The sequence below is a fragment of the Glaciimonas sp. Gout2 genome (assembly GCF_035018905.1).
Taxonomy (GTDB): Bacteria; Pseudomonadota; Gammaproteobacteria; order Burkholderiales; family Burkholderiaceae_D; genus Glaciimonas.
The window spans coordinates 19,396-43,542 of sequence record NZ_JASJXA010000033.1 but is presented as its reverse complement, the minus strand read 5'-3'; the positions used below and the strand labels follow the sequence as shown (position 1 = coordinate 43,542).

At 48.5% G+C, this 24,147-nt stretch carries 17 protein-coding genes and 1 tRNA gene; 6 read left to right on the top strand and 12 right to left on the bottom strand.

Annotated features, from left to right (window positions below):
- Position 1 precedes the first annotated feature (1 nt).
- The 10 genes from lpdA to QN379_RS18425 all read right to left on the bottom strand — a co-directional run bounded on the left by lpdA (position 2) and on the right by QN379_RS18425 (position 12,727).
- Positions 2 to 1,429 (bottom strand): dihydrolipoyl dehydrogenase, encoded by a 1,428-nt coding sequence (lpdA, locus tag QN379_RS18470; protein ID WP_322238780.1) that lies wholly within the window; start codon positions 1,427 to 1,429, stop codon positions 2 to 4.
- A 368-nt stretch (positions 1,430 to 1,797) separates the two neighbouring features.
- Complete coding sequence (odhB, locus tag QN379_RS18465; protein WP_322238782.1) at positions 1,798 to 3,060, bottom strand: 2-oxoglutarate dehydrogenase complex dihydrolipoyllysine-residue succinyltransferase; 1,263 nt, start codon at positions 3,058 to 3,060, stop codon at positions 1,798 to 1,800.
- A 61-nt stretch (positions 3,061 to 3,121) separates the two neighbouring features.
- The gene (locus QN379_RS18460) at positions 3,122 to 5,977 is read right to left on the bottom strand and encodes a 2-oxoglutarate dehydrogenase E1 component (RefSeq protein WP_322238784.1); all 2,856 of its coding nucleotides are present in this window, start codon (positions 5,975 to 5,977) and stop codon (positions 3,122 to 3,124) included.
- A gap of 338 nt (positions 5,978 to 6,315) precedes the next feature.
- Positions 6,316 to 7,629 carry a citrate synthase gene (gene gltA / locus QN379_RS18455; RefSeq protein WP_322238786.1) on the bottom strand — a complete coding sequence of 438 codons (1,314 nt, stop codon included), beginning with the start codon at positions 7,627 to 7,629 and terminating at the stop codon, positions 6,316 to 6,318.
- A 124-nt stretch (positions 7,630 to 7,753) separates the two neighbouring features.
- Positions 7,754 to 8,023, bottom strand: a complete 270-nt coding sequence (locus QN379_RS18450) for a succinate dehydrogenase assembly factor 2 (RefSeq protein ID WP_322238788.1) — start codon at positions 8,021 to 8,023, stop codon at positions 7,754 to 7,756.
- Between the two features lie 344 nt (positions 8,024 to 8,367).
- Positions 8,368 to 9,078, bottom strand: a complete 711-nt coding sequence (locus QN379_RS18445) for a succinate dehydrogenase iron-sulfur subunit (protein ID WP_322238790.1) — start codon at positions 9,076 to 9,078, stop codon at positions 8,368 to 8,370.
- A gap of 12 nt (positions 9,079 to 9,090) precedes the next feature.
- Entirely contained in the window at positions 9,091 to 10,869 is a 1,779-nt protein-coding gene (gene sdhA / locus QN379_RS18440; protein ID WP_322238792.1) for a succinate dehydrogenase flavoprotein subunit, read from the bottom strand.
- Positions 10,870 to 10,871: 2 nt separating this feature from the next.
- Positions 10,872 to 11,237: a succinate dehydrogenase, hydrophobic membrane anchor protein gene (gene sdhD / locus QN379_RS18435; RefSeq protein ID WP_322238794.1), complete on the bottom strand. Its 366-nt coding sequence runs from the start codon at positions 11,235 to 11,237 to the stop codon at positions 10,872 to 10,874.
- 2 nt (positions 11,238 to 11,239) lie between these two features.
- Complete coding sequence (gene sdhC / locus QN379_RS18430; RefSeq protein WP_322238795.1) at positions 11,240 to 11,656, bottom strand: succinate dehydrogenase, cytochrome b556 subunit; 417 nt, start codon at positions 11,654 to 11,656, stop codon at positions 11,240 to 11,242.
- A 282-nt stretch (positions 11,657 to 11,938) separates the two neighbouring features.
- Positions 11,939 to 12,727, bottom strand: coding sequence for a GntR family transcriptional regulator (locus QN379_RS18425; RefSeq protein ID WP_322238797.1), 789 nt, complete (start codon positions 12,725 to 12,727; stop codon positions 11,939 to 11,941).
- Between the two features lie 371 nt (positions 12,728 to 13,098).
- Here QN379_RS18425 and QN379_RS18420 point away from each other — a divergent pair, with 371 nt between their 5' ends.
- The 5 genes from QN379_RS18420 (at position 13,099) to QN379_RS18400 (ending at position 20,560) form a co-directional block, all read left to right on the top strand.
- The gene (locus QN379_RS18420; protein ID WP_205320665.1) at positions 13,099 to 14,088 is read left to right on the top strand and encodes a malate dehydrogenase; all 990 of its coding nucleotides are present in this window, start codon (positions 13,099 to 13,101) and stop codon (positions 14,086 to 14,088) included.
- Positions 14,089 to 14,440: 352 nt separating this feature from the next.
- A complete protein-coding gene (locus QN379_RS18415; protein WP_322238799.1) occupies positions 14,441 to 15,415 on the top strand; it encodes an HpcH/HpaI aldolase/citrate lyase family protein in 975 nt (324 codons plus the stop codon).
- Positions 15,416 to 15,498: 83 nt separating this feature from the next.
- Positions 15,499 to 16,026, top strand: coding sequence for a hypothetical protein (locus QN379_RS18410; RefSeq protein ID WP_322238801.1), 528 nt, complete (start codon positions 15,499 to 15,501; stop codon positions 16,024 to 16,026).
- Positions 16,027 to 16,352: 326 nt separating this feature from the next.
- Positions 16,353 to 19,076 (top strand): aconitate hydratase AcnA, encoded by a 2,724-nt coding sequence (acnA, locus tag QN379_RS18405; RefSeq protein WP_322238803.1) that lies wholly within the window; start codon positions 16,353 to 16,355, stop codon positions 19,074 to 19,076.
- 227 nt (positions 19,077 to 19,303) lie between these two features.
- Positions 19,304 to 20,560 carry a DUF2863 family protein gene (locus QN379_RS18400; RefSeq protein ID WP_322238805.1) on the top strand — a complete coding sequence of 419 codons (1,257 nt, stop codon included), beginning with the start codon at positions 19,304 to 19,306 and terminating at the stop codon, positions 20,558 to 20,560.
- A gap of 94 nt (positions 20,561 to 20,654) precedes the next feature.
- On the opposite strand, the gene QN379_RS18395 is transcribed toward QN379_RS18400, so the two are convergent.
- Complete coding sequence (locus tag QN379_RS18395) at positions 20,655 to 21,776, bottom strand: M14-type cytosolic carboxypeptidase (RefSeq protein ID WP_322238807.1); 1,122 nt, start codon at positions 21,774 to 21,776, stop codon at positions 20,655 to 20,657.
- A gap of 133 nt (positions 21,777 to 21,909) precedes the next feature.
- Between QN379_RS18395 and QN379_RS18390 the strand changes: the two genes are divergently transcribed.
- Positions 21,910 to 21,986, top strand: a tRNA-Pro gene (locus QN379_RS18390).
- A 317-nt stretch (positions 21,987 to 22,303) separates the two neighbouring features.
- Here the strand turns inward: QN379_RS18390 and QN379_RS18385 are convergent.
- Positions 22,304 to 23,974: a class I adenylate-forming enzyme family protein gene (locus QN379_RS18385; protein ID WP_322238809.1), complete on the bottom strand. Its 1,671-nt coding sequence runs from the start codon at positions 23,972 to 23,974 to the stop codon at positions 22,304 to 22,306.
- Positions 23,975 to 24,147 lie beyond the last annotated feature (173 nt).

Sequence of the window (24,147 nt, the reverse complement as noted above, 5' to 3'; positions counted from 1 at the left end):
TTTAGAAGTTGAGCGAGCGCTTATCAACTGCCAGAGCAGCTTCTTTGGTCGCCTCAGACAACGACGGATGTGCGTGGCAAATACGTGCAATATCTTCGGCAGAAGCACGGAATTCCATTGCTACGACTGCTTCAGAAATGAGTTCCGAAGCCATCGGTCCAATGATATGGACACCAAGAATTTCATCGCTTTTTGCATCAGCTAAAAACTTCACCATACCGGCAGTATCGCCCAGCGCGCGCGCCCTGCCATTCGCCAGGAACGGGAATGTGCCCGCTTTATAAGCAACGCCTTCCGCTTTCAATTGCTGCTCGGTTTTTCCAACCCATGCGATTTCTGGTGACGTGTAAATAACCCATGGAATCGTATTGAAGTTGACATGACCGTGTTGGCCCGCGATCCGTTCCGCGACAGCAACACCTTCTTCCTCGGCCTTGTGTGCGAGCATTGGGCCGCGTACCACGTCACCGACCGCCCAAACGTTTGCCAGGTTAGTTTTGCAATCACCGTCAACATTGATGAAGCCGCGCTCATCCAGTTGCAAGCCAACGCCTTCAGCGTTAAGTCCAATGGTATTAGGTGTGCGGCCGATTGAAATGATCAATTTGTCGAACACGGCTTTTTGGGCTTCGCCTTTGGCATCGGTATACTCAACCGTGACCTCTTTTTTGCCCGCAGTGATAGAGCCAATCTTGACACCCAGACTGATATTCAACCCTTGTTTGGCGAACAGTTTGGCTGCTTCTTTAGCGATTTGATCATCTACTGCGCCAAGAAAAGCTGGTAACGCTTCCAGGACGGTGACTTCTGCACCCAGACGACGCCAGACGCTTCCCATTTCAAGACCGATGACGCCAGCGCCAATAACACCGAGTTTCTTCGGTACAGCGCCAATTGTCAGCGCGCCAGTGTTGGACAAAATCAATTTCTCGTCAAAATCAGCGCCCGGCAATGCACGCGCATTGGATCCCGTTGCCAGAATGATGTGCTTACCGCTAATCGACTCTTCGGTCTTGCCAGCAACCTTAATTTCGTAACCGTTAGCGTCGCCTTTAACAAAAGAGCCACGTCCGTGGAAAAAGGTCACTTTATTTTTTTTCAACAAATACAAAATGCCATCATTGTTCTGTTTAATGACCGTATCTTTACGCGCCAACATCTGTGGCAAATTCAAGGTTAGTTCCTTGATATCGATACCATGATCTGCGAAGCTGTGGCCAGCATGTTCGAAATGTTCAGAAGATTGCAGCAACGCTTTTGATGGGATACAACCAACGTTGGTACAGGTTCCGCCTGGTGCCGGACCGCCACTGGCGTTTTTCCACTCATCAATACAAGCGGTATTGAATCCAAGTTGAGCAGCACGAATTGCTGCGATATAACCACCAGGACCGCCACCGATAACGATAACGTCAAATTGCTTACTCATAGTTTTTCCTTCGTTCTTTTACGGCGCTCTTGGCAACAAGGCATCACGCACTACTTCAGGTAAATTCGGTATTTTTCGACTTCTTACGACAAAGCCAAGGCTAACTTAGCGGCAACGCATTGCATAACTGCCGCTCACTTCTTTGGTGCTTACTTTGATGCTTACTTCTTTAATAATCACGTCTTTTAATCACGTCTTTGATGCAGATTTTTTACATCGCAATAAATCGTCATTCCGTTGTTTACCCCACTTGTACGCTAATTTATTTAATTCAACCAACATGACGTAAAGCAGTCCACTTCATGCCTTCCGGTCAATTCCAATGAGGTATTGACCGAAAGGCAGTAAAGCGCAATTACTTTTAGAAATTACAAGTCCAGCAACATGCGTGCAGGATCTTCCAGCGCATCCTTGATAGCGACTAATGCCAATACTGCTTCACGACCGTCGATGATACGGTGATCGTAAGACATTGCCAGATAGTTCATCGGACGAATAACGATTTGGCCATTTTCAACGACAGCACGGTCCTTAGTGGCATGAACGCCCAAGATCGCAGACTGTGGAGGATTGATAATCGGCGTCGACAGCATCGATCCGAATGTTCCACCGTTTGAGATTGAGAAAGTACCGCCGGTCAGATCTTCCATTGTCAGCTTGCCGTCACGTGCTTTAGCACCGAACTCGCCAATTTTCTTTTCGATCTGCGCGATCGACATTTGATCAGCATCACGCAACACAGGGACGACCAAACCACGTGGCGAACCAACGGCGATACCAATATCAAAATAGCCATGGTACAAAATATCGTTACCGTCAACGGAAGCATTAACGACAGGGTATTTCTTCAACGCTGCGACAGCTGCTTTGACAAAGAAGGACATGAACCCAAGCTTAACGCCGTGCTCTTTTTCAAATTTATCTTTGTACTTGGTCCGTAAATCGATAACAGGTTGCATGTTGACTTCATTGAATGTAGTCAAGATTGCGTTAGTCGCTTGCGATTGCAGTAAACGTTCAGCGATACGCGCGCGCAAGCGGCTCATCGGCACGCGCTCTTCCGGACGCTCTTCTTTGCTAGCTTTGTTTGGCGCAGCAACTTGTTGCAAGGCTGGTTTAGCAGCCGGAGCTGCAACCGCTGGTGCTGGCGTGGCTGGCTTCGCTGCCAACGTTGTCAGCACATCACCTTTAGTTACGCGACCATCTTTGCCGCTACCTGCGACCTGCGTTGCTGAAAGGTTATTTTCCGAAAGTAACTTGGCTGCTGCCGGCATAGCAATACCCGCTGCGGAGGTGCTTGCAAGTTCTGGGGCGGCAACAGGTGTCGTTGCATGGCCAGGTTGCGGCACCGGTATCGGCGTTACTTCCATCGGGCTTACTTTAGCTGCTGCATCAGTATCGATAATCGCGATGATCTGACCTGCAACAACAGTAGCGCCATCCGGCTCCACAATTTGTACGACTACGCCATCATTTGGCGCTGGCAATTCCAGCACCACTTTATCTGTTTCAATATCGATTAGGTTCTCATCGCGTGCGACTGGATCGCCTACTTTTTTATGCCATTGCAACAGGGTTGCTTCAGCGACAGATTCTGAAAGTTGGGGGACTTTAACTTCTATAAGTGCCATGGAATTCTCCGTATGGGTTTTGCATCCGGCACGCCTTGTTTGTGGCGTGCCTTTGCTTCAGTTATTTGGTAAGAACAAAGCCCTTAAGCTTTGAAAATGCAGTATCAAGCAATGTTTTTAGTTGCGCGTAATGCTTGTCGTAGTAACCCACGGCAGGCGATGCACTGGCTGGACGACCTGCATAAGCAAGCTTTTGACCATCACCCAGATTTTCAAAAATATTATGTTGAATCTGCAACCACGCACCTTGGTTTTGCGGCTCGTCTTGCGCCCAAACCAATTCATTAAAGTTTGGAAATTGCTTCAATTCAGCTGCAAATGCCTTGTGCGGGAACGGATACAGTTGTTCCAGACGAATAATAGCGACGTCGGCTTGGCCGCGTTCTTTACGCGCATTAACCAGATCGTAATAAATCTTGCCAGAACAAGCGATGATACGCTTCACCTTTTTAGCATCGATCTTGTCATCAACTTCACCGATGACGGTCTGGAATGAACCCTTTGCCAAATCAGACAAAGGCGAACCGGCATCCTTATTACGCAGCAATGATTTCGGCGTCATGATAATGAGCGGCTTGCGGAACAGACGAATCATCTGACGGCGCAGCAAATGGAAAATCTGCGCTGAAGTAGTCGGCTGAACAACCTGCATGTTGTTATCTGCACATAATTGCAAGAAGCGCTCGAGACGTGCCGACGAGTGTTCCGGTCCCTGGCCTTCATAGCCATGTGGCAGCATCATTACTAACCCTGACGCACGCCCCCATTTCACTTCGCCGGAGCTGATGAATTGGTCAATAACAACTTGTGCACCGTTGGCAAAATCGCCGAATTGCGCTTCCCAAATCGTTAAAGTATTCGGTTCTGCTGTCGAATAACCGTACTCAAATCCCAGAACCGCTTCTTCAGATAATACAGAGTCAATAACATTGAAAGGCGCTTGCTGATCAGAGACATTTTGCAGCGGAATATAACTACCGGCATCCCAACGCTCACGATTTTGATCATGCAATACTGCGTGACGATGTACGAAAGTACCGCGACCGGCATCTTGCCCGGTTAAGCGAATCGTATAACCGGAAGACACCAGAGACGCATAGGCCAGATGCTCGCCCATACCCCAGTCAAGGTTGAGTTCGCCGCGGCCCATAGTCGCACGATCATTGAGCACTTTTTCGACCAGCGCGTGGACTTTAAAATCATCCGGCACCTTTGTAATGCGCGCAGCTAAACGTTTCAGTTCAGTCATTGGCACAGCAGTATCGGCAGCGTCGGTCCATTTGCGATTTAAGAACGGCAACCAATCAACGGCATACTTGCTCTTAAAATTGGTAATGACAGGGTCGATTGTGTGCTTACCTGCATCCATCGCATCGCGATAGGCCTTGACCATAGCATCGCCCTCACCGGCTTCAATTGTGCCTTGTGCGGTCAATTTGTCGGCATACACTTTACGCGTACCCGGATGCTGTGCAATCTTTTTGTACATCAGCGGTTGTGTCAATGCTGGTGTATCTTGTTCGTTATGGCCAAGTTTGCGGAAGCAGATGATGTCCACAACAATGTCTTTTTTAAACTCAACGCGATAGTCAAGGGCGATCTGAGTTGCGAAAACAACTGCTTCTGGATCATCCGCATTGACGTGAAGAACAGGTGCTTCAATCATCTTGACCACGTCTGAGCAATACAGCGTCGAACGTGAGTCGCGTGGATCGGAAGTAGTAAAGCCAATCTGATTGTTAATGACGATGTGAACAGTACCACCGGTGCCGTAACCGCGAGTTTGCGCCAGGTTTAACGTTTCCATTACAACGCCTTGCCCTGCAAATGCGGCATCGCCATGCACCAGGATTGGCAAAACTTGCGCGCCGTCTTTGTCGCCACGACGTTCCATACGTGCCTTGACCGATCCCTCGACCACTGGGTTGACGATCTCAAGATGCGATGGATTAAACGCCAGCGACAGATGGACAGGGCCGCCTGGGCTAGTGATGTCCGATGAAAAACCTTGATGGTACTTTACGTCACCGGCAGGCAAATCATCGCCGTGCTTACCTTCAAACTCGGCAAACAATTCTTGCGGCATTTTGCCCAAAGTATTGACCAGAACGTTAAGGCGGCCACGATGGGCCATACCGATAACGATTTCCTGGATACCTTTTTCGCCGCCGCGTTGAATCGTTTCATCGAGTGAAACGATAAAACTTTCGCCGCCCTCTAGTGAGAAACGCTTTTGTCCGACATAACGTGTGTGTAGATAGCGCTCCAAACCTTCAGCAGCTGTCAAACGTTCAAGAATGTGTTTTTTCTTTTCAACCGTCAGCGTCGGTGCAGAGCGAGTCGACTCGAGACGTTCTTGTATCCAGCGCTTTTCAGTTGGGTCACTAACGTACATATACTCAGCGCCAATCGAACGGCAATAAGTATCGCGCAATGAATTCAACAGATCGCGAAGCGTAGAGGTCTCTGTGCCGAAATAGGTATTGCTGATGTTGAACACAATGTCCATGTCCGCATCAGTAAATCCATAGAACGTCGGATCCAGCTCAGGAATAGCCAAACGTTCTTGGCGCTGCAGCGGATCTAGATTGGCCCAGCGCGAACCGAGGTAACGATATGCAGCGATTAGCTGAGTTGCGGCTACGCGTTTACGTCCCATTTCAGCATCAGCTGAAGCGGAAATTGTCCGAATTGGACCTTGCTTTGCGCGTTCGGCAAATGATGCTACGACCGTTGCATGCGCTACATCGGGCTTATCTGTGCCATCGACGGCAGGCACATGTTGCATGGCGTCAAAGTACGCACGCCAGTTATCTGAAACAGATCCGGGATTATCAAGGTACGACTCGTACAGTTCTTCAATGTACGGTGCGTTACCTCCGAAGAGATACGAATTGGAGCCATATTGCTGCATCATATTGCTCACCTTTCTTCGCGTTTCGCGAGATTAGCGGGTTAACAAAACCTTCCGCGACACGGCCTGACCGGTTAGCGGATTGCACATCAAGTTGTGGGGAAGGGATCAAATTACAACTTCTTATTACTGTATTCTTTTCAACTAACGCAATTAGTTCTAAACGTGTGCTCACACTTTGCAATTTTGTCATCTTTGCCACTTCAATTAAGGACGCAATACAAAACCTGAAGCTATCCGTTGCAAACGCGATCAAAACTATTGATGCAGTAGAATAGCATAACTCCTATTCAACAATACAAAAAAAGCGAATCATTCGATTCGCTTTTTTGATATTTACATTACTTACTTGCAGTACGACTTTCGATTGACACGACATCGCGAGTCGGAGAACCGATAAATAATTGGCGCGGACGACCAATTTTTTGCTCAGGGTCCGAGATCATTTCGTTCCATTGCGCGATCCAACCTACAGTACGCGCCATTGCGAAGATTCCGGTAAATAGAGAAACTGGAATGCCCAATGCTGATTGAACGATACCTGAATAGAAGTCAACATTCGGATAAAGTTTGCGAGAGACAAAATATTCGTCTTCTAGCGCGACTTTTTCTAGCGCCATGGCTAGCTTGAATAAAGGATCGTTTTCCAATCCCAACTCTGCCAACACTTCGTAGCAAGTTTCACGCATCAACTTGGCACGTGGATCGTAGTTTTTGTAGACACGATGACCAAAGCCCATCAGCTTAACAGTCGAGTTTTTGTCCTTAACTTGTCTTACGAATTCAGGAATATTATCGACGGTACCGATTTCTTTCAGCATATTGAGTGCAGCTTCGTTCGCGCCGCCGTGTGCTGGGCCCCACAAACAAGCAATACCAGCAGCGATACAGGCAAACGGATTTGCGCCGCTTGAACCAGCCAGACGCACTGTTGATGTCGAAGCATTTTGCTCGTGATCAGCGTGCAAGATCAAAATACGATCGAGGGCACGAACCAGAACGTCGCTGACTTTGTACTCTGCGCATGGCGTTGAGAACATCATGTGCATGAAGTTTGCGCTGTACGACAAATCGTTACGTGGATATACAAACGGTTGTCCGACGTTATATTTGTAGGCCATTGCGACTAGCGTTGGCAACTTGGCGATCAAACGAATAGCCGAAACTTCACGGTGACGCGGGTCAGTAATGTCTAGCGAATCATGATAAAACGAAGACAACGCGCCCACTGTGCCAACCAATACAGCCATAGGATGCGCATCGCGACGGAAACCACGGAAGAAAAATTGCATTTGTTCGTGGACCATGGTGTGTGTCGTCACGGTTGCGTCAAAGGTTTCTTTTTCTTCTGCTGTTGGCAATTCACCATTCAGAAGCAAATAACACGTTTCCAGAAAATCGCAATTTACAGCTAATTGCTCAATCGGGTAACCGCGATAAAGTAGTTCGCCCTTGTCGCCATCGATATAGGTAATCGATGAATTACATGCAGCGGTCGACATAAAACCGGGGTCATAAGTAAACTTGCCGGTCGCACCATATAACTTACGGATATCGATAACTTCAGGACCCACGGTCCCTTTGTAGATTGGAAAATCGATCGATGGGCTACCATCAGAAAATGATAGTGTGGCTTTCGTTTCAGCGTTGGTCATGGCTCTTCCCTCTTTAGCAGGTAATGCTTGAATCAAAAATAAAATACGTTTATACGCACTGCTTCGCCGCATGCTGGCTTATGCATCACACTGACAATATGGTCAATGGCGGGTTTATCTTTGCTCAGATTACGCGTAATCGCGCTACCAAAGCATGAACCTGAGGCAAATCCACTTCGCCCTCGGCCTCGTTGCGTCCCATCAGCAAATTCATCAGATCACCGTCGGATAAGTCCATCAATCGCGTGAAGGCATCGACATCAACGTCCGTCATGGTTGACTCATTTGCATCCAAAAATCTGGTGAGAATTAAATCATTTTCCAAAAGACCGCGCCGCGCGCGCCAGCGCAATCTTGCGCGCTTTGCTGGGTCGTCCTGGTGGGTGATGGTCATGATTTACTTGATTCCAATTAGTGCAATGGCAATGTTAAACCACTGTCGATGTAAACTTTATCCCGCAGCAGTTACTGCGAACCAGACAAGTGACAATATGAAGTTGTTTTTGAAACCTTGTGTCAGGCACACATAGTGTGTTCTGTGACTGAGCAGCCCAAATGGTCTTCTCGTAAAAAATACAAAAAAACTTTGCGTGAATAACCTGCAGCATCCTCACTTTGTGTCTGATCGGCTTTGCTTAGACTGCAATTCAAAACAATGTTGTTTCTTAATTGTCGACTCACCTTCCAGTTACGATGATCCGTCATAGACGAATCATCGACTGATAGTGCTTATACTATTTATACCGCGCGACGAACCATCAGTTCTTTAATCTTGCCGATTGCTGCATTAGGGTTCAATCCCTTAGGGCAAACATCAACGCAATTCATGATTGAACGACACCGGAATAAACGATACGGATCTTCCAGGTTATCCAAGCGCTCACCAGTAGCCTCATCGCGACTATCAGCGATAAAACGGTAAGCTTGTAACAAACCAGCCGGACCGACAAACTTGTCTGGATTCCACCAAAATGACGGACAAGACGTAGAACAGCAAGCACAAAGAATACACTCGTACAAGCCATCTAGCTCTTCACGCTGCTCTGGGGTCTGCAAACGTTCTTTTTCCGGCGGAATACTGTTGTTGATCAGGTATGGCTTAACTGAATCGTATTGTTTGAAGAACTGCGTCATATCAACGATCAGATCGCGAATCACCGGCAAGCCTGGTAACGGCCTTAGGATGATCGGCTCAGACAATTCATTCAAATTAGTTGTACACGCCAAACCATTTTTGCCGTTGATATTCATGGCATCAGAACCACAAACGCCTTCACGACATGAGCGACGGAGTGACAACGAATCATCAACATCTGCCTTGATACGTTGCAATGCATCAAGTAACATCTTATCCGTCGGCAATAGTTCAACCGTCAGGTCTTGCATGTAAGGCTTTGTATCCTTGTCCGGATCGTAGCGATAGATTTTAAATTTAACTGTACGTGACATGGCTAGACCTTATTAGAAAGTACGTGGTTTTGGCTTGAACGTATCAACCGTCAGGGGCTTGGTAATCACCGGTTTGTAATCGAGACGATTACCTTCGGAGTACCACAACGAGTGCTTCATCCAGTTCTCATCGTCGCGCTTTTCGTAATCTCGATGCGCGTGAGCGCCGCGTGACTCCTTACGGGCAGCGGCGGCCGTAATAGTTGCCTTGGCTACTTCGATCATGTTATCGAGTTCAAGTGCTTCAACCCGCGCAGTGTTGAAAACCATCGACTTATCTTTGAACGAGACATTCTTGCGACGCTCATCAAGGATCATAATTTCTTTGTAACCTTGCTGGAGCAATTCATCCGTCCGAAACACGCCACAATAGTGCTGCATCGTCTTACGGATATCATTGGCAACATCTTGTACGCGCTCAGTACCTGTGCTTGTTTCCAGTTTTGCGACACGCGCCATAGAAGCGTCGGTTGCATCAGCAGGAAGAGGTTTATTGCTGCGCTCTTTTAGCTTGCTGTCAACAATATGGTTACCGGCTGCGCGACCAAATACAACCAGATCCAGCAGTGAGTTAGTACCCAGTCGATTAGCACCGTGCACCGATACGCAGGCACATTCGCCAATCGCATACAAGCCATTTACAATCGCGTTAGGAATGCCATCTTTCGGCACTACTACCTGACCATAAACGTTAGTCGGAATACCACCCATTTGATAATGGATCGTTGGTACGACCGGGATAGGCTCTTTAAGCGCATCGACGTTGGCAAACTTGTGACCGATTTCAAGGATGGATGGAAGGCGCTTTTTGATGGTCTCAGCGCCAATGTGGCGAAGATCCAGCATCAGGTGATCTTTATTAGGACCGCAACCGCGACCTTCTTTAATTTCCTGGTCCATTGACCGCGACACGAAGTCACGTGGTGCCAGATCCTTCAATGTTGGAGCATAACGCTCCATGAAACGCTCACCTTCGGAATTGATGAGAATACCACCTTCACCCCGAACGCCTTCAGTAATCAACACACCAGCACCGGCAACACCGGTTGGGTGAAACTGCCAAAACTCCATATCTTCCAACGGAATGCCAGCACGCGCCACCATACCCATACCATCACCGGTATTGATAAATGCATTAGTTGACGCCGCCCAGATACGGCCAGCACCACCAGTTGCCATGACAGTTGTCTTGGCTTCCAGCATCATGATCTCGCCAGTCTCCATCTCAAGAGCAAGTACTCCGAGTACGTCGCCGTCAGCGTCTTTCACCAAATCAATCGCCATCCACTCAACGAAGAAGTGGGTCTTGGCGCGAACATTACGCTGATATAACGTATGCAACAATGCATGACCGGTACGGTCAGCTGCAGCACAGGCACGGGCGACCGGTTTTTCACCGAAGTGAGCCGAATGACCACCGAACGGACGCTGATAAATCGTACCGTCAGCGTTACGGTCGAATGGCATACCCAAATGCTCTAGTTCGTACACGGCTTTCGCCGCTTCGCGACACATAAACTCAATAGCGTCCTGATCACCTAAGTAATCAGAACCCTTGACTGTGTCAAACATGTGCCAGTACCAATTGTCCTCTGACATGTTTCCCAGAGAGGCACCGATACCGCCCTGCGCTGCAACTGTATGCGAGCGCGTAGGGAAAACTTTAGACAAAACGGCGACATTTAAACCAGCTTCCGCCAACTGTAGCGAAGCACGCATACCGGAACCACCGGCACCAACGATTACCGCATCAAAGCGGCGTGTAGGAATTGTGGGTTTAATAGCTGCCACGATTACACTCTCCACAAAATCTGCGCCGCCCATCCGGCACAACCGACTAGCCACAAAATTGTGGCAACTTGCAATACCAGTCGCAGAGCAACCGGCTTAACGTAATCCATCCAGATATCACGCACGCCAATCCATGCGTGAAAAAACAGTGCTGCCAGCGCGACGAAAGTCGCCAGCTTAAACCACTGGTGCGAGAATAATCCCGCCCAACCTTGATAACTAAAATCGCTTGCGGTCAAAAAGGAGATCAACAGAATAACGGTATAAATCGCCATTACAACTGCGGTAGCGCGTTGCGCAAGCCAGTCACGCAAACCGTAATGTGCACCAACGACTAAGCGCTTAGCCCCAATATTATTATTCGCCATTTTTAGAATGCTCCGAACAGTTTTAACGCGACCACTAGCGCCAGCGGCAAGCTAATTGCAAATACGCCGACTGCGGATTTGCGGGCGCTATCCTTGTCGAGGCCGACATGGTTATCCATGACCAGATGACGAATACCAGCGCAGAAGTGATGCAGATATGCCCATGACAGCGCCAGGATAATCAATTTGACGAACCAGTTGGATGTAATGCCCTTGAAGTATTCAAATGAACCTTCAGACACCAGACTTGTGTCAAGCAGGAACAGAATGAAAGGCAATAACAAAAACATCAACAAGCCGCTAATACGGTGCAAAATCGAAATAAAACCTGCCAAAGGCAAGCGATATCCAATAATTTGACTTATGTGAATGTTACGAAATTGTGGCCGCTGATTTTTTTCGGCTTCGGCATCAGACATAACGGGGGTTCTCCTCAGTTTTAAAACAATTGCGTGATTTTCGCTTATTTTGGTGCAGCACACCATTAGTTCTTAAGTATTCAGCAAAATTACCTCAGAAAAATCCAATTATCATCTAATTGGCAGAGTTAATTTAGTCATAAAGCCTTTAAATATCATTCCAATCTAGCATCTTACGACAACCTGCTATTCGGTGAAATTGCGCCCCTATTTATTGTATTGCTCGCTTTTTCCACACCGATTTAGTCGGTATTACACTGCGCCGACTTCCCTAAAACACACTTAACTCAATTCATTCTGATAGTGATGGCGATCAGTAACATACAGCCCACGCCTAACTTCCACCGGTTTGTCGCCATACGTGAACGACACGCGCTCGACACTTAATAACGGTGACATCGGCGGCACAGACAGTAATTGTGCCACTTCCGTATCCGCGCTCGCAGCACGTATTTGCTCAGTGGCGCGAATCATTCGTGTAGCAAATTCAGTCTCAAACAAGCCATACATGGGCCCACGATATTCAACTAGCCGCTCCAGGGTTAAGCTCTTGAATATCGCGCCAGGCAACCATAACTCCTCAAGTATTGTCGGCGCACCCTCAAATGACATAACGCGCTTGACGAATACTACCGAATCTCCGGATTTCATGTTTAGGAGGCGTGCAATTTCCGCCGGAGCGCGTAAACGCTTAAGCTCAATAACTCTTTTATCGGCCGGCTTAGGCTGTCCATCGTCAGGCATTAAACGCAAAAATCTAAATTGCGCCTTGTCTTCGTGGTGCGTCGCAACAAAAGTACCTTTTCCCTGACGTCTCACCACTAAGTTTTCTGCGGCTAATTCGTCGATCGCTTTACGGACAGTTCCTTGACTTACCTTGAATCTGTTCCCTAGCTCTACCTCGCTGGGAATAAGTTCGCCCGGCTTCCACTCTCCCGACTGTAAGCGCAGCATAATAAGTGCTTTAATTTGCTGATAGAGCGGACTAAAGGTTGGGGATGCTGCAGGGACGACAGCACTGCCGACGTTGACTGGATCAGTGCTAATCATATTGGATGGGATGGAACTCATAACTTACGATTTCAACACATAAACACCCATATAGTCCAGCACAAAATCTCTTGGTAAGATGTCTTATATAAGATATAAGATAGTCATTGACAGACCAACTTCACGCGCCTACACTCGCGGGAAACCGTTATTAGATTGAGGTTATTTGTTTATTGGCTGCTTTTGGTCACAGGAAACATCTGACCAATAAAATATCTGATAAACGTTGCTGCTTCTGATTTTTTTTGCTTATCACTGCTTTCGTCGTCCGTCAGCATTGATATTGGCTATAAGCTGTTCGCTAAAACAAACTGACGCACGCTGTTTTCGACGGTATCATAGTAGATCAGGTATACAGATTACGCTTTTCATCACCACTCTGGAGATTCAACATGGCTAAAACCCCAATGCGTGTTGCCGTAACCGGCGCAGCTGGTCAAATCGGTTATTCCCTTTTATTTCGCATCGCCAACGGCGACTTGCTCGGCAAAGACCAACCGGTCATTTTGCAATTGCTAGAAATTCCTGACGAAAAAGCCCAAAAAGCACTAAAGGGCGTCATTATGGAAATCGACGATTGCGCATTCCCGTTACTGGCTGGCGTTACTGCACATAGTGATCCGCTAACCGCGTTTAAGGATATCGACGTCGCCCTACTAGTCGGCGCACGTCCTCGCGGCCCTGGCATGGAGCGTAAGGATCTGCTCGAAGCCAATGCGCAAATTTTTACCGTTCAAGGTAAAGCTCTGGATGCAGTCGCCTCACGCAATGTGAAAGTATTGGTCGTTGGCAATCCAGCTAACACTAACGCTTACATCGCGATGAAATCGGCACCTAACCTGCCAGCGAAAAACTTCACTGCAATGCTGCGTCTAGATCATAACCGTGCATTGTCGCAAGTCGCGGCTAAGTCCGGCAAGCCAGTCGCCTCTATTGAAAAAATGTTCGTTTGGGGTAATCACTCACCAACGATGTACGCTGACTATCGCTACGCGACAGTTGACGGCCAGTCGGTAAAAGATTTGATCAATGATCATGAGTGGAATAAAGACGTTTTCTTGCCAACAGTTGGTAAGCGCGGCGCCGCCATTATTGAAGCACGTGGTTTATCGTCGGCAGCATCGGCAGCCAACGCAGCAATTGATCATGTGCGTGACTGGGTCCTTGGCACCAACGGCAAATGGACTACCATGGGTGTCCCATCGGACGGTTCATATGGCATTCCGGAAGGCACTATTTTCGGCTTCCCAGTGACGACCGAAAACGGCGAATACACCATCGTTCAAGGCTTGGAAATCGACGCATTCTCTCAAGAGCGTATCAACGTCACGTTGAACGAACTGTTGGAAGAGCGTGAAGGCGTTAAACATTTGGTTGGCTAATCTGGTGCATTAAAACGTGCGATCTTTAACCGGTCGCATGCTGCAAAACTGATGCGGGCAACATTTTTCAGATTTGCCTTCGTCAGTTGTTTCAAGCGCATTGATACACATAGTTTGATACACAGAAATTGTTTACTGTAATAAGAATAAAAGAACCAAGAACCAAGAATTAACTTGAGAAATAAGAACCATCTGTAGTAATTATCATAAATAGTTAGTTATATTTAGTTGTTAGTAGCCGTATGATGTTTTAAATAAATAGCAATTTGATCGCTGTTAAAAATTATCGCATCGTTATTGCAACTCGCTGGCAATACCCCTAATTGAGTTCATTTAAGTCAAGCTAAGTCGTATGAATCCTACCGAGGTTTTATTCCTAGGCAAACATCCACCGGTCTTATTGCCGGCGTGTGACCATTACGCCGGTTCAGAAAAGCTCATGCGCAAATCGGTCTCGCTTCAACACGACCTAGGCCCGGTATTTGATATTACGTTCGATTGCGAAGATGGTGCGGCTGCCGGTAATGAGGCTGCTCATGCACGATTGGTATCAGAGGTTATTGCGAGTGCCGACAATCGGTTTAACCGTATCGGTGCGCGCGTCCATGACATCAGCAGTAGTTTTTTCGAGCAAGATGTAGAGATTATTTGCCGGAAAGCGGCGACTCTTGCCTACCTGATGGTCCCCAAGGTGGAAAGCCTTGCCGATGTCAGCACCGCTATCGATCTGATCAATCACCATAGTCAACGCGCTGGCCGCGAGACTTTACCAGTCCATGTTCTGATTGAAACTCACGGCGCGCTTGCCGATGTCGCAGCGATCGCTGCCCTTCCCCAGGTTGAGTCGCTGTCGTTTGGAATTATGGATTTTGTTTCATCCCATTACGGCGCAATTCCCGGCGCTGCTATGCGTTCACCGGGTCAGTTCACCCACGCTTTGGTGACGCGCGCCAAGCTTGAGATATCTGCCGCCTGTCATGCACACGGCAAAACCCCTTCGCATAACGTCACGACAGAGATACACGACAGCGCAGTCGTCGCAGACGATGCCCATCGCGCCAGAATGGCATTCGGTTACACGCGGATGTGGAGTATCCATCCGCAGCAAATACGCTTCATTTTGGGCGCATTTTCTCCAACCGAGTCAGAAGTGAGCGACGCGACTCACATTTTACTTGCCGCCCAAAAGGCGGATTGGGGTCCAATCCAGCATCTCGGCACATTGCATGATCGTGCCAGCTATCGGTATTATTGGACCGTTTTACAGCGAGCGAAAAACAATGGCGTAGTACTGCCGCCGCTTGCTAATAGTTTATTTACGAATTAAACATTGCACTTTTTTTAGCTTACTAATATTGTAGCGCGCCCATTGATGTAATTAATAACTGCCCAACCAACAGTTCAGACAATATGAAAAAAACTCTCTCTATTCTTAGCTTGCTGTGCGCTAGCTTGATGATAACGGCACCATTAACATCCATCGCACAAACCACTACAGGTCAACCAGCAGCAACGAAAAAAGTAGTGAAGAAAAAAGTTGCCAAGAAAAATACCGGCAAGAAAGCCATCCCTGCAGCAGAAGTGGACGACGGTGAAGATGAAGGCACTCCCGATATCAAAGTCGCCGTGGCGGTCGAATACAACTGCGAACTGGGAAATAAATTAACCATTTATCGCAACGCCGCAGACCCCAAACACATTGCATTACGTTGGGGAAAAACCCTGCATCGTCTAACCAATGTAGCGACGACGACTGGTGCAGACCGATTTGAAAATCACAAATATGGCTTGGTATGGATCGGCATTCCGGCAAAAGGCATGCTGCTCGATTCTAAAAAAGGACAGCAATTGGCCAACGAATGTAAATCGCCGGAGCAAAATGTGGCTCCTGCGGCAGCACCGGCGGCTAACCTAATAGCTGAGCCAGTGCACGGTTAATAGAATTAAAATGCAGTAATACACCCGCATACCGGGCTACGACGATCATCATGGCTAACTCATGAAGAGCAGCCATGGTTGTGTCGCGCTCTTGTCCTATTACATTGTCCTATCATTTTGTAAGTGGTACAGCAGCATTCAAAGTATCTTTTTGGTATTTTTGAAAGTGAAAAAATATGTGTGTAAGAAGTTGACGTTTTTGACGCGCAGTACAATAAATTTTGCGTTAAAAATCGATGTCAATTACCTATTCAAACCGTCCCAAAAAGCAACTTAAGCTAAGTACCAAGTACCGTTTTACTCAGATTGTAAATCAAGGAGAAACCATGTCACGCAACACGTTGAACACCCTCAAGGAATTTAAAATTTCCGATACCAAGAAAGGCAAATTTTATTCCTTGCCTGCACTTGAAAAGAAACTTGGCATCAACATTTCACGCCTTCCGGTCTCCATCCGTATCGTGCTGGAATCAGTGCTGCGTAATTGCGACGGCAAGAAAGTAACGGAAGAACATGTCCGCCAATTAGCTGCGTGGAACGCAACTGGCGCGCGTACAGAAGAAATTCCGTTCGTCGTCTCTCGTGTTGTACTGCAAGATTTCACCGGCGTCCCGCTGCTGGCTGACTTGGCTGCTATGCGTAACGTTGCCGCACAACTCGGTAAAGACCCGAAGAATATTGAGCCGTTGGTGCCGGTTGATCTGGTCGTTGACCATTCCGTACAGATCGATCATTTCCGCGAAAAGAAAGCACTCGACCTCAATATGAAACTGGAATTCCAGCGCAATAATGAGCGCTACCAGTTCATGAAATGGGGCATGCAAGCCTTTGATACGTTCGGCGTCGTTCCTCCAGGTTTTGGTATCGTCCACCAGGTTAACCTGGAATATCTAGCACGCGGTGTGCATAAAAAGGGTGACGTATTTTATCCAGATACATTAGTCGGTACTGATTCCCACACCACCATGATTAACGGTATCGGCGTAGTCGGCTGGGGCGTTGGCGGTATTGAAGCAGAAGCCGGTATGCTCGGTCAGCCAGTATATTTCCTGACACCAGATGTCGTCGGCGTCAATCTGGTCGGCCAATTGCGCGAAGGTTGTACTGCGACTGACTTGGTCCTGACCATCACAGAACTACTGCGTAAAGCAAAAGTTGTTGGCAAATTTGTTGAGTTCTTCGGCGAAGGCACAGCGTCCCTCAGCCTGACTGATCGCGCAACTATCGCCAACATGGCACCAGAATATGGCGCAACGATGGGTTTCTTCCCAGTCGACGAAGCAACGCTTGACTACTTCAAGGGCACTGGCCGCAGCAAGGCAGAAATCTCAGCTTTCGAAGGCTATTTCCGCGCGCAAAAATTGTTCGGCATTCCAAAAGAAGGCGACATCGATTACACCACTGTCATCGAACTTGATTTGAGAACAGTTGCACCATCATTGGCGGGTCCGAAACGTCCACAAGATCGTATCGAAATTGGCAATGTAAAAAATAACTTCGCTGAACTATTCAGTAAGTCTGCTGCAGAAAGTGGATTCAACAAAAAAGCAGAAGATCTTGACGCTAAATACGTCAACACCGACGGCGTCGGCCTGATGAACGGCGATGTATTGATCGCCGCGATTACTTCATGTACTAACACATCTAACCCAAGCGTCATGCTGGCGGCTGGTCTGCTGGCTAAAAAAGCAGTTGAAGCGGGTCTCAAAGTCTCACCGCACATCAAGACCTCGCTAGCACCTGGTTCACGTGTTGTGACTGAATACCTGACCGCTGCCGGTCTGCTTCCGTACCTGGAAAAGCTGGGCTTTGGTGTCACCGCATACGGTTGCACCACTTGTATAGGTAACGCAGGTGATTTGACGCCGGCGATGAACGAAGCGATTGTCAAAAACGACGTCGTTGCGTCAGCAATTTTGTCCGGCAACCGTAACTTCGAAGCACGGATTCACCCGAACATTCGCTCCAACTTTCTGGCATCGCCACCGTTGGTCGTGGCATACGCCATTGCCGGTAACATGACACGCGATCTGATGACTGAGCCAGTTGGCCGTGGCAAAGGCAAAGATGGTAAAGCCAAAGACATCTATCTTGGCGATATCTGGCCGACTTCGCAAGAAGTTGCCAAGCTCATGAAATTTGCGATGAATGCCAAGACTTTCAAGGCAAACTACGCAGACGTCAAAGGCGCACCTGGCAAGTTGTGGGAAGGCATCAAGGGCGTAGCCCAAGGGGAAGTCTATAACTGGCCAACTTCGACGTACATTGCCGAGCCTCCATTCTTCCAAGATTTCACTATGGAACCAAAGCCAGCTGCTACTGGCATCACTGGCGCGCGGGCATTGGGCGTATTCGGCGACTCCATCACAACCGACCACATCTCACCAGCCGGTGCGATCAAAGAATCCAGCCCAGCTGGTAAATGGTTAGCTGAAAACGGTGTCTTGAAAGCCGACTTCAACTCCTACGGTTCACGTCGTGGAAACCATGAAATCATGATGCGCGGCACTTTTGCCAACGTGCGTATCAAAAATTTGATGATTCCGGCAATGCCAGACGGTTCACGTGTTGAAGGCGGCATTACACTGCATCAACCAGCCGCTGTAGAGATGTCAATTTACGATGCTGCGATGCAATACGTCCATGATGGCGTTCCGACCATGGTCTTCGCTGGCGAAGAATACGGTACAGGTTCGTCGCGTGACTGGGCAGCTAAAGGTACACAACTACTAGGCGTAAAAGCAGTTTTCGCGCGTTCGTTTGAGCGTATTCACCGTTCGAATCTGGTCGGCATGGGCGTGTTGCCATTGCAGTTCCTAGGTACCGACAGCGTTGATACACTTGGCATTACAGGCGATGAGACTTTCGACCTTAAGGGTATCGATGGAGAAATCAAGCCACAACAAGATGCAACACTTGTGATACATCGTGCAAATGGCGACATCCAGGAAGTCACGGTTCTGTTACGCATCGATACACCAATCGAAGTTGACTACTACAAGCATGGCGGTATTCTGCCATTCGTGTTGCGTCAGTTATTGGCTGCCTAAAATAATCTGAATTAGATTATCTGAAATTGGCCGGGTTACTTGTTACTCTAAAGAACCCTGCTTCGGTATAGTAGGCTGGATTTAAAGCGTACTGACAGCAAAAAACGCCGGACTATTTACTTGGTCCGGCGTTTTTTTTCGTCCCTGCATGCATACTCCACTACAATAGAAGTATTCAATTCGGCAGTCTGCTGCCTCATTCAACACGCTAAGTATCAAACACCTCTATGCGCCGTCCGTCTAAATCACCTCGTAAGTTCTCCGCTGACAGCCACCGACTGACTGAACTCGCACAAGCCCTTGTACTTGCCTCTAGTCGTATGGAACAACGTGCTTGGGAACACGATATCGATACTCATCTGAATAAACTCTTGAAGGGCCATCATCAAGAACCAATCGACAGCGCACTAGAACAATTATTCCCGGACCAGGCCGACGCTTATGATGCTTTGATGGATGCAGTGGAAGCCTGTAGCGAATCGTCCGTGATTGAGCAAAATGGGATTCAATACGATACCCTTTTAGTCGCAATGCCAATATTGGCATGGACCCGATTTTCCATTGCATCCGGAAACGTGCCACCCGACATGGTCACCACACTGACTAGCCATTTGCACGCGCACATACTGGCCCCTGGCGTCCTCGTCGCACTCATGCCTACCTTGTACGCCATAGATCAGTTGCCGCGCTCCCACGCTGACACCTACACATTGATGCAGCGTATGACGCAGGCGGCGCTCACAGGAACAATCGTTACCAATCCACCTAATGCACCTGAAACTGCGCCATTTTTAGCCGACACCCGCTATTTACTAGCCACGCTGGTAGTCCCGACCGGGCATGCGTTCTTTTGCTGGCAACCGGGCGCTGCCAGCGTTACCACCATCGGCACAGCCAGCACCGCGATGAAAAAGGCCGTCGCACTCGAACATTGGCAGGCGCAGGTAACGCCGAATATCAGTCGCCTTTTACCTGGATGCGGTATCGATTTATTGTTGCCCGAAGCGTATTTTGTCGCTTGCCGTGAAGGCGATAAACAGATCCGTCCGGTCTCTTTACGGGCTGCAAGTTATTACCTTGCCACTACGCTAGAAATCGAAAGCAAGGATCTGCATGTGACAATCGGACGATTTAGCGAAGAACCTGAAAGCAACCGAGTTGATGAATATAGGATCGGTTTTTCTATCGGGCAAACTAGCGAAATCATCTACGGCGTCGTCTGGCCACTGTACGGCCAGGAAGAGGCCATTGAAGAACCAACCGATCAGGCTGAATCCGACGCAGAAAGCCAAACGCCGTTGGAGCAAATTTTGTCGTTATTGCGCGAGTGCGGCATCAATGACATACAACGCCACGATGAGTTATTTGCGATGGAATTCTGTGACGATTGCGGATCACCATTTTATGCTGACCCAGAAGGCGAATTAGTACACCCTGAAATGCCAGAGGACGCACCGCCCAGCGGATCGACACATTTTCACTAAGATAAACGCGTGCAGTCGACACAAGATCGATTGCAAAAAAAATGCCGCGACGATAAAACGTACGCGGCATTTTTTACATCTGCCGACAATTTTTTTAAGCAAACGCCTTCAAAATCGGTTGTAAACTTGCGGCGCCAAGTCGTGCACTCCGCGCACCGTTCCAACCATTTGTAACGTCGGGCAAATTCGCATTATCCTTAAATGGCAACTCCAGCGTCAACGACAAACATTTAAATGTATGGCCAACATATTTTGAAGCAAGCGCCAACATCTCGGCATTGTACTTACCCGCACCATAGCCATATTTGCTCTGAAAATCCGGGCTAGCACTTTCAAAGTTCGCGATGAATTTAATTTGCTCCATCGCCTGTTCTGCCGTAAATCCTTCCAGCATCTCAGAACCCGCAACAAAGATGTACGGCAATGCCTCATCACCATGAACATCTAAAAACAAATCACAACCAATTTCGTGAATCTTATTTTTGACTAAAAACACTTCCGGACTATTCTCAATAGAAGGTGTCATCCATTCACGATTCAAGTTAGCGCCAGCGGCATTAGTCCGCAAATTACCACGTACCGAACCATCCGGATTCATATTCGGGACGATGTAAAATACCGCCTCCTGCAAAACCCGTGTAGCGATGGGATTAGCGCCATCCAGCAACGCATCAACCAGCCCTTCAACAAACCATTCAGCCATCGTTTCACCTGGATGCTGACGCGCAATCACCCATACTTTTTTCGCCGCAGATGGATTCCCGATCACTAGCATATTCAAATCGCGACCGTCTACCGTAGAACCTAAATCTTCAACCGTTACCAAGGATGAGCGCCCTGCCCGCCCCAACAATCCCAAATGACGTTCCCATGTATAAGGCTCAAAATAAGCGTAATACACGCTATCGTGCTCAGGCGTATGCGATATGTTAAGAACCTGTCCATCAAAAGTGGTCGGCACACGAAACCAGGCCTCACGATCGTAACTGGCAACCGCCTGATAATCCTTCCAGCCGTTAGTATAAGTAGCCTGTCCAGCATTCATCAGGCTAATATCACAAGCCTCACCACGCGCCCCTTGCAATCGAAAATAAAACCACTGACAAAAATCCGCATGCGAGTCACTGCGAATATTCAACTCAATATGTTGAGGCTGTTCCGCCCGCAAAACTACGATGGCGCCACCATCAAAATGCTGGCTGATTTTTATTGGCATAAGATAATTAGGTTAACTTGACGACGGCAACTTCATTCGATGATTGAAGACAACGCTACGTCGCAATTTAGTTGAGACTTTAATAATCCACGTGGATTAAATTGCCCCTGCCCTGATATAATAACAGGCTAGTCGGGGCGTAGCGCAGCCTGGTAGCGTACTTGGATGGGGTCCAAGGGGTCGAGTGTTCGAATCACTCCGTCCCGACCAATAGAATCAAAGACTTAGGCCAATCTTGCGATTGGCCTTTTCGTCTTTTAGGGCTCTAGAATAAAAATTAGGGTACAAAATGGCGACCGTGTATCGATGCCTTGAAATTCTTCTGTCAGCAAAATCTGGGTACAACTTTGTTTCAGATATTTTTACTGGGCAGCGAAGCTATGATCAACGCCTGTAATGCACAAAAGTATCCCCAAGAATCAATAAAACCACGTCTAATTTAATTTTCGTGCCCAATTCTTGCCAGCTTGTGCTTCCCAAACCACCAATTCACGGCGACTGCTAAGGAACCACAAGTCTGTCCCTGGTCAGGGAGCGTGGTAACGCACAGCTTGTGGTTGCACACGACCGCTTTGCACCCATTGCGTCAATTCACGTTTGAGGATTTTCCCGCTTGGGGTCATTGGAAACTCTTCCACCACCATGAAGTATTCCGGCATTTCATACTTGGATAAACCTTGTTCTGCGAGGTGCAGCAGTATCTCCTCGGCCGCAGGAGCTCTTTCATTAGCGATGATGGCGAGGCAGACCTTTTCGCCTAGTCGGGAATCTGCTACGCCGAATGCGACAGCCTTCTTCACGCTCTCGTGCCGAAGCGCAAAATCCTCAATGTGGGATGGATAAATATTGTAGCCGCCGCGTATGATGATGTCTTTCTTGCGCCCGATGATTTCCAGATTGCCCTCGTTGTCGAAGCGTCCGAGGTCTCCGCTCATGAACCAGCCGCTGCTATTGAAGGAGGATTCGGTTGCCGACTGATTGCTGAAGTAGCCTAACATCAGAACGCCTCCGCGGCCGCCAATTTCACCGATATCACCAGGTACTGCTTCTAAATCCGGATCGTCAGGTTGCCATAATCGAATTTCGTAGCCGGAACACGCTTTGCCGCAAGTACCGGTTATTACGCCAAAAGAGTCGGTCGGTTTGGTGTACTGATGCGAGCCGTTTTCGGTCATGCCATAGACGTTTTGAGGCTTAGCGCCGAGCGATAGTAGCCGGCTTGCGGTTTTATTCGGGATGTTTGATCCTGCCATGTAAAACACCTCGACGTCGCCAATGCGGGTAACGCCGCGCCGCTCAACTTCCTGCAACAAATCGATCGCGTGGGTCGGTACTCCCATTACATAGGTAGTCCGGGTGAGTTCGATCCAGTCGAGTGGCGCGATCCCGGCTAGGGGATCGTACATGACCAGCTCACATCCCGTCACCAGCGCTTGCTCCAGTGCAACGATGGCGACGTGGTGACTCATCGGACTTAAGGTCAGCACAATGGTCTTATGAGTTGGTCCCCAGTCAGCCACCAATGCACGACCGTTAGCCAACAGAGTGTTGTCGCTGTGCATGACCGCCTTGGGCATTCCGGTGGTGCCACTGGTAAATGCGAGGTACACAATCTGATCAGGGTGGGTACTCGGTAGCGGCAGCGGAATACGAGACGGTTGTCCAGTTAAGGGCATGTGGTACGCGCCAGGTGGCATATCGGTATCGGGTGCAAGTAGCGGCGGTAATGCATAGACCCGTTTCATCCCGCTTAGTGCGATGGCCTGCGCGAAAATATCCGAGGTTGCAGCGTCTGCTCCCCATCCGGGTTGCGCGAAAAGGGCCCGGCTTTCGATTCTTGTCAGCAACGTGACGATCTCTGCCACGGTGTAGTTCTGGTGTAATGAGGGATTGCAAATATACCCGTTGCGCGAACAGGCCAGCAGCACGACTACTGTTTCCACCCGGTTTGGTAGCCAGATCGAGACTCGATCACCGCGTCGCAATCCACTGTCATACAAATTAGCTGCCACGGCATCCACCCAGGCGACCAGCACGCGCCAGGTCAACCGGCGCGTGCTGTCACGCAGCGCGTAAGCGTTGCCACACTCCGTCGCATTGCGGCTCGCCAGAGAATACAAGGTATCCGTCTGCCATACGCCTGCGAGGTAGTTCTCCCTGGCAGCGGCCGGATCATGCAAGGTAAGAAGATGTGACATGCTGGTATTCTCCGAAAATGTCGTTCTTCAGTATCTGAAATGCGTTGGATCAGGCGTACCGTGCCTGATAAATAGAGGAGCCGACTAGAGAGGCCGGTCCATGTCACTGGTCCTTATTGCGCCGCCTGAAAACAAGTCTAACGCTGATCTAACCGACGGCTTTTTAAGCATGC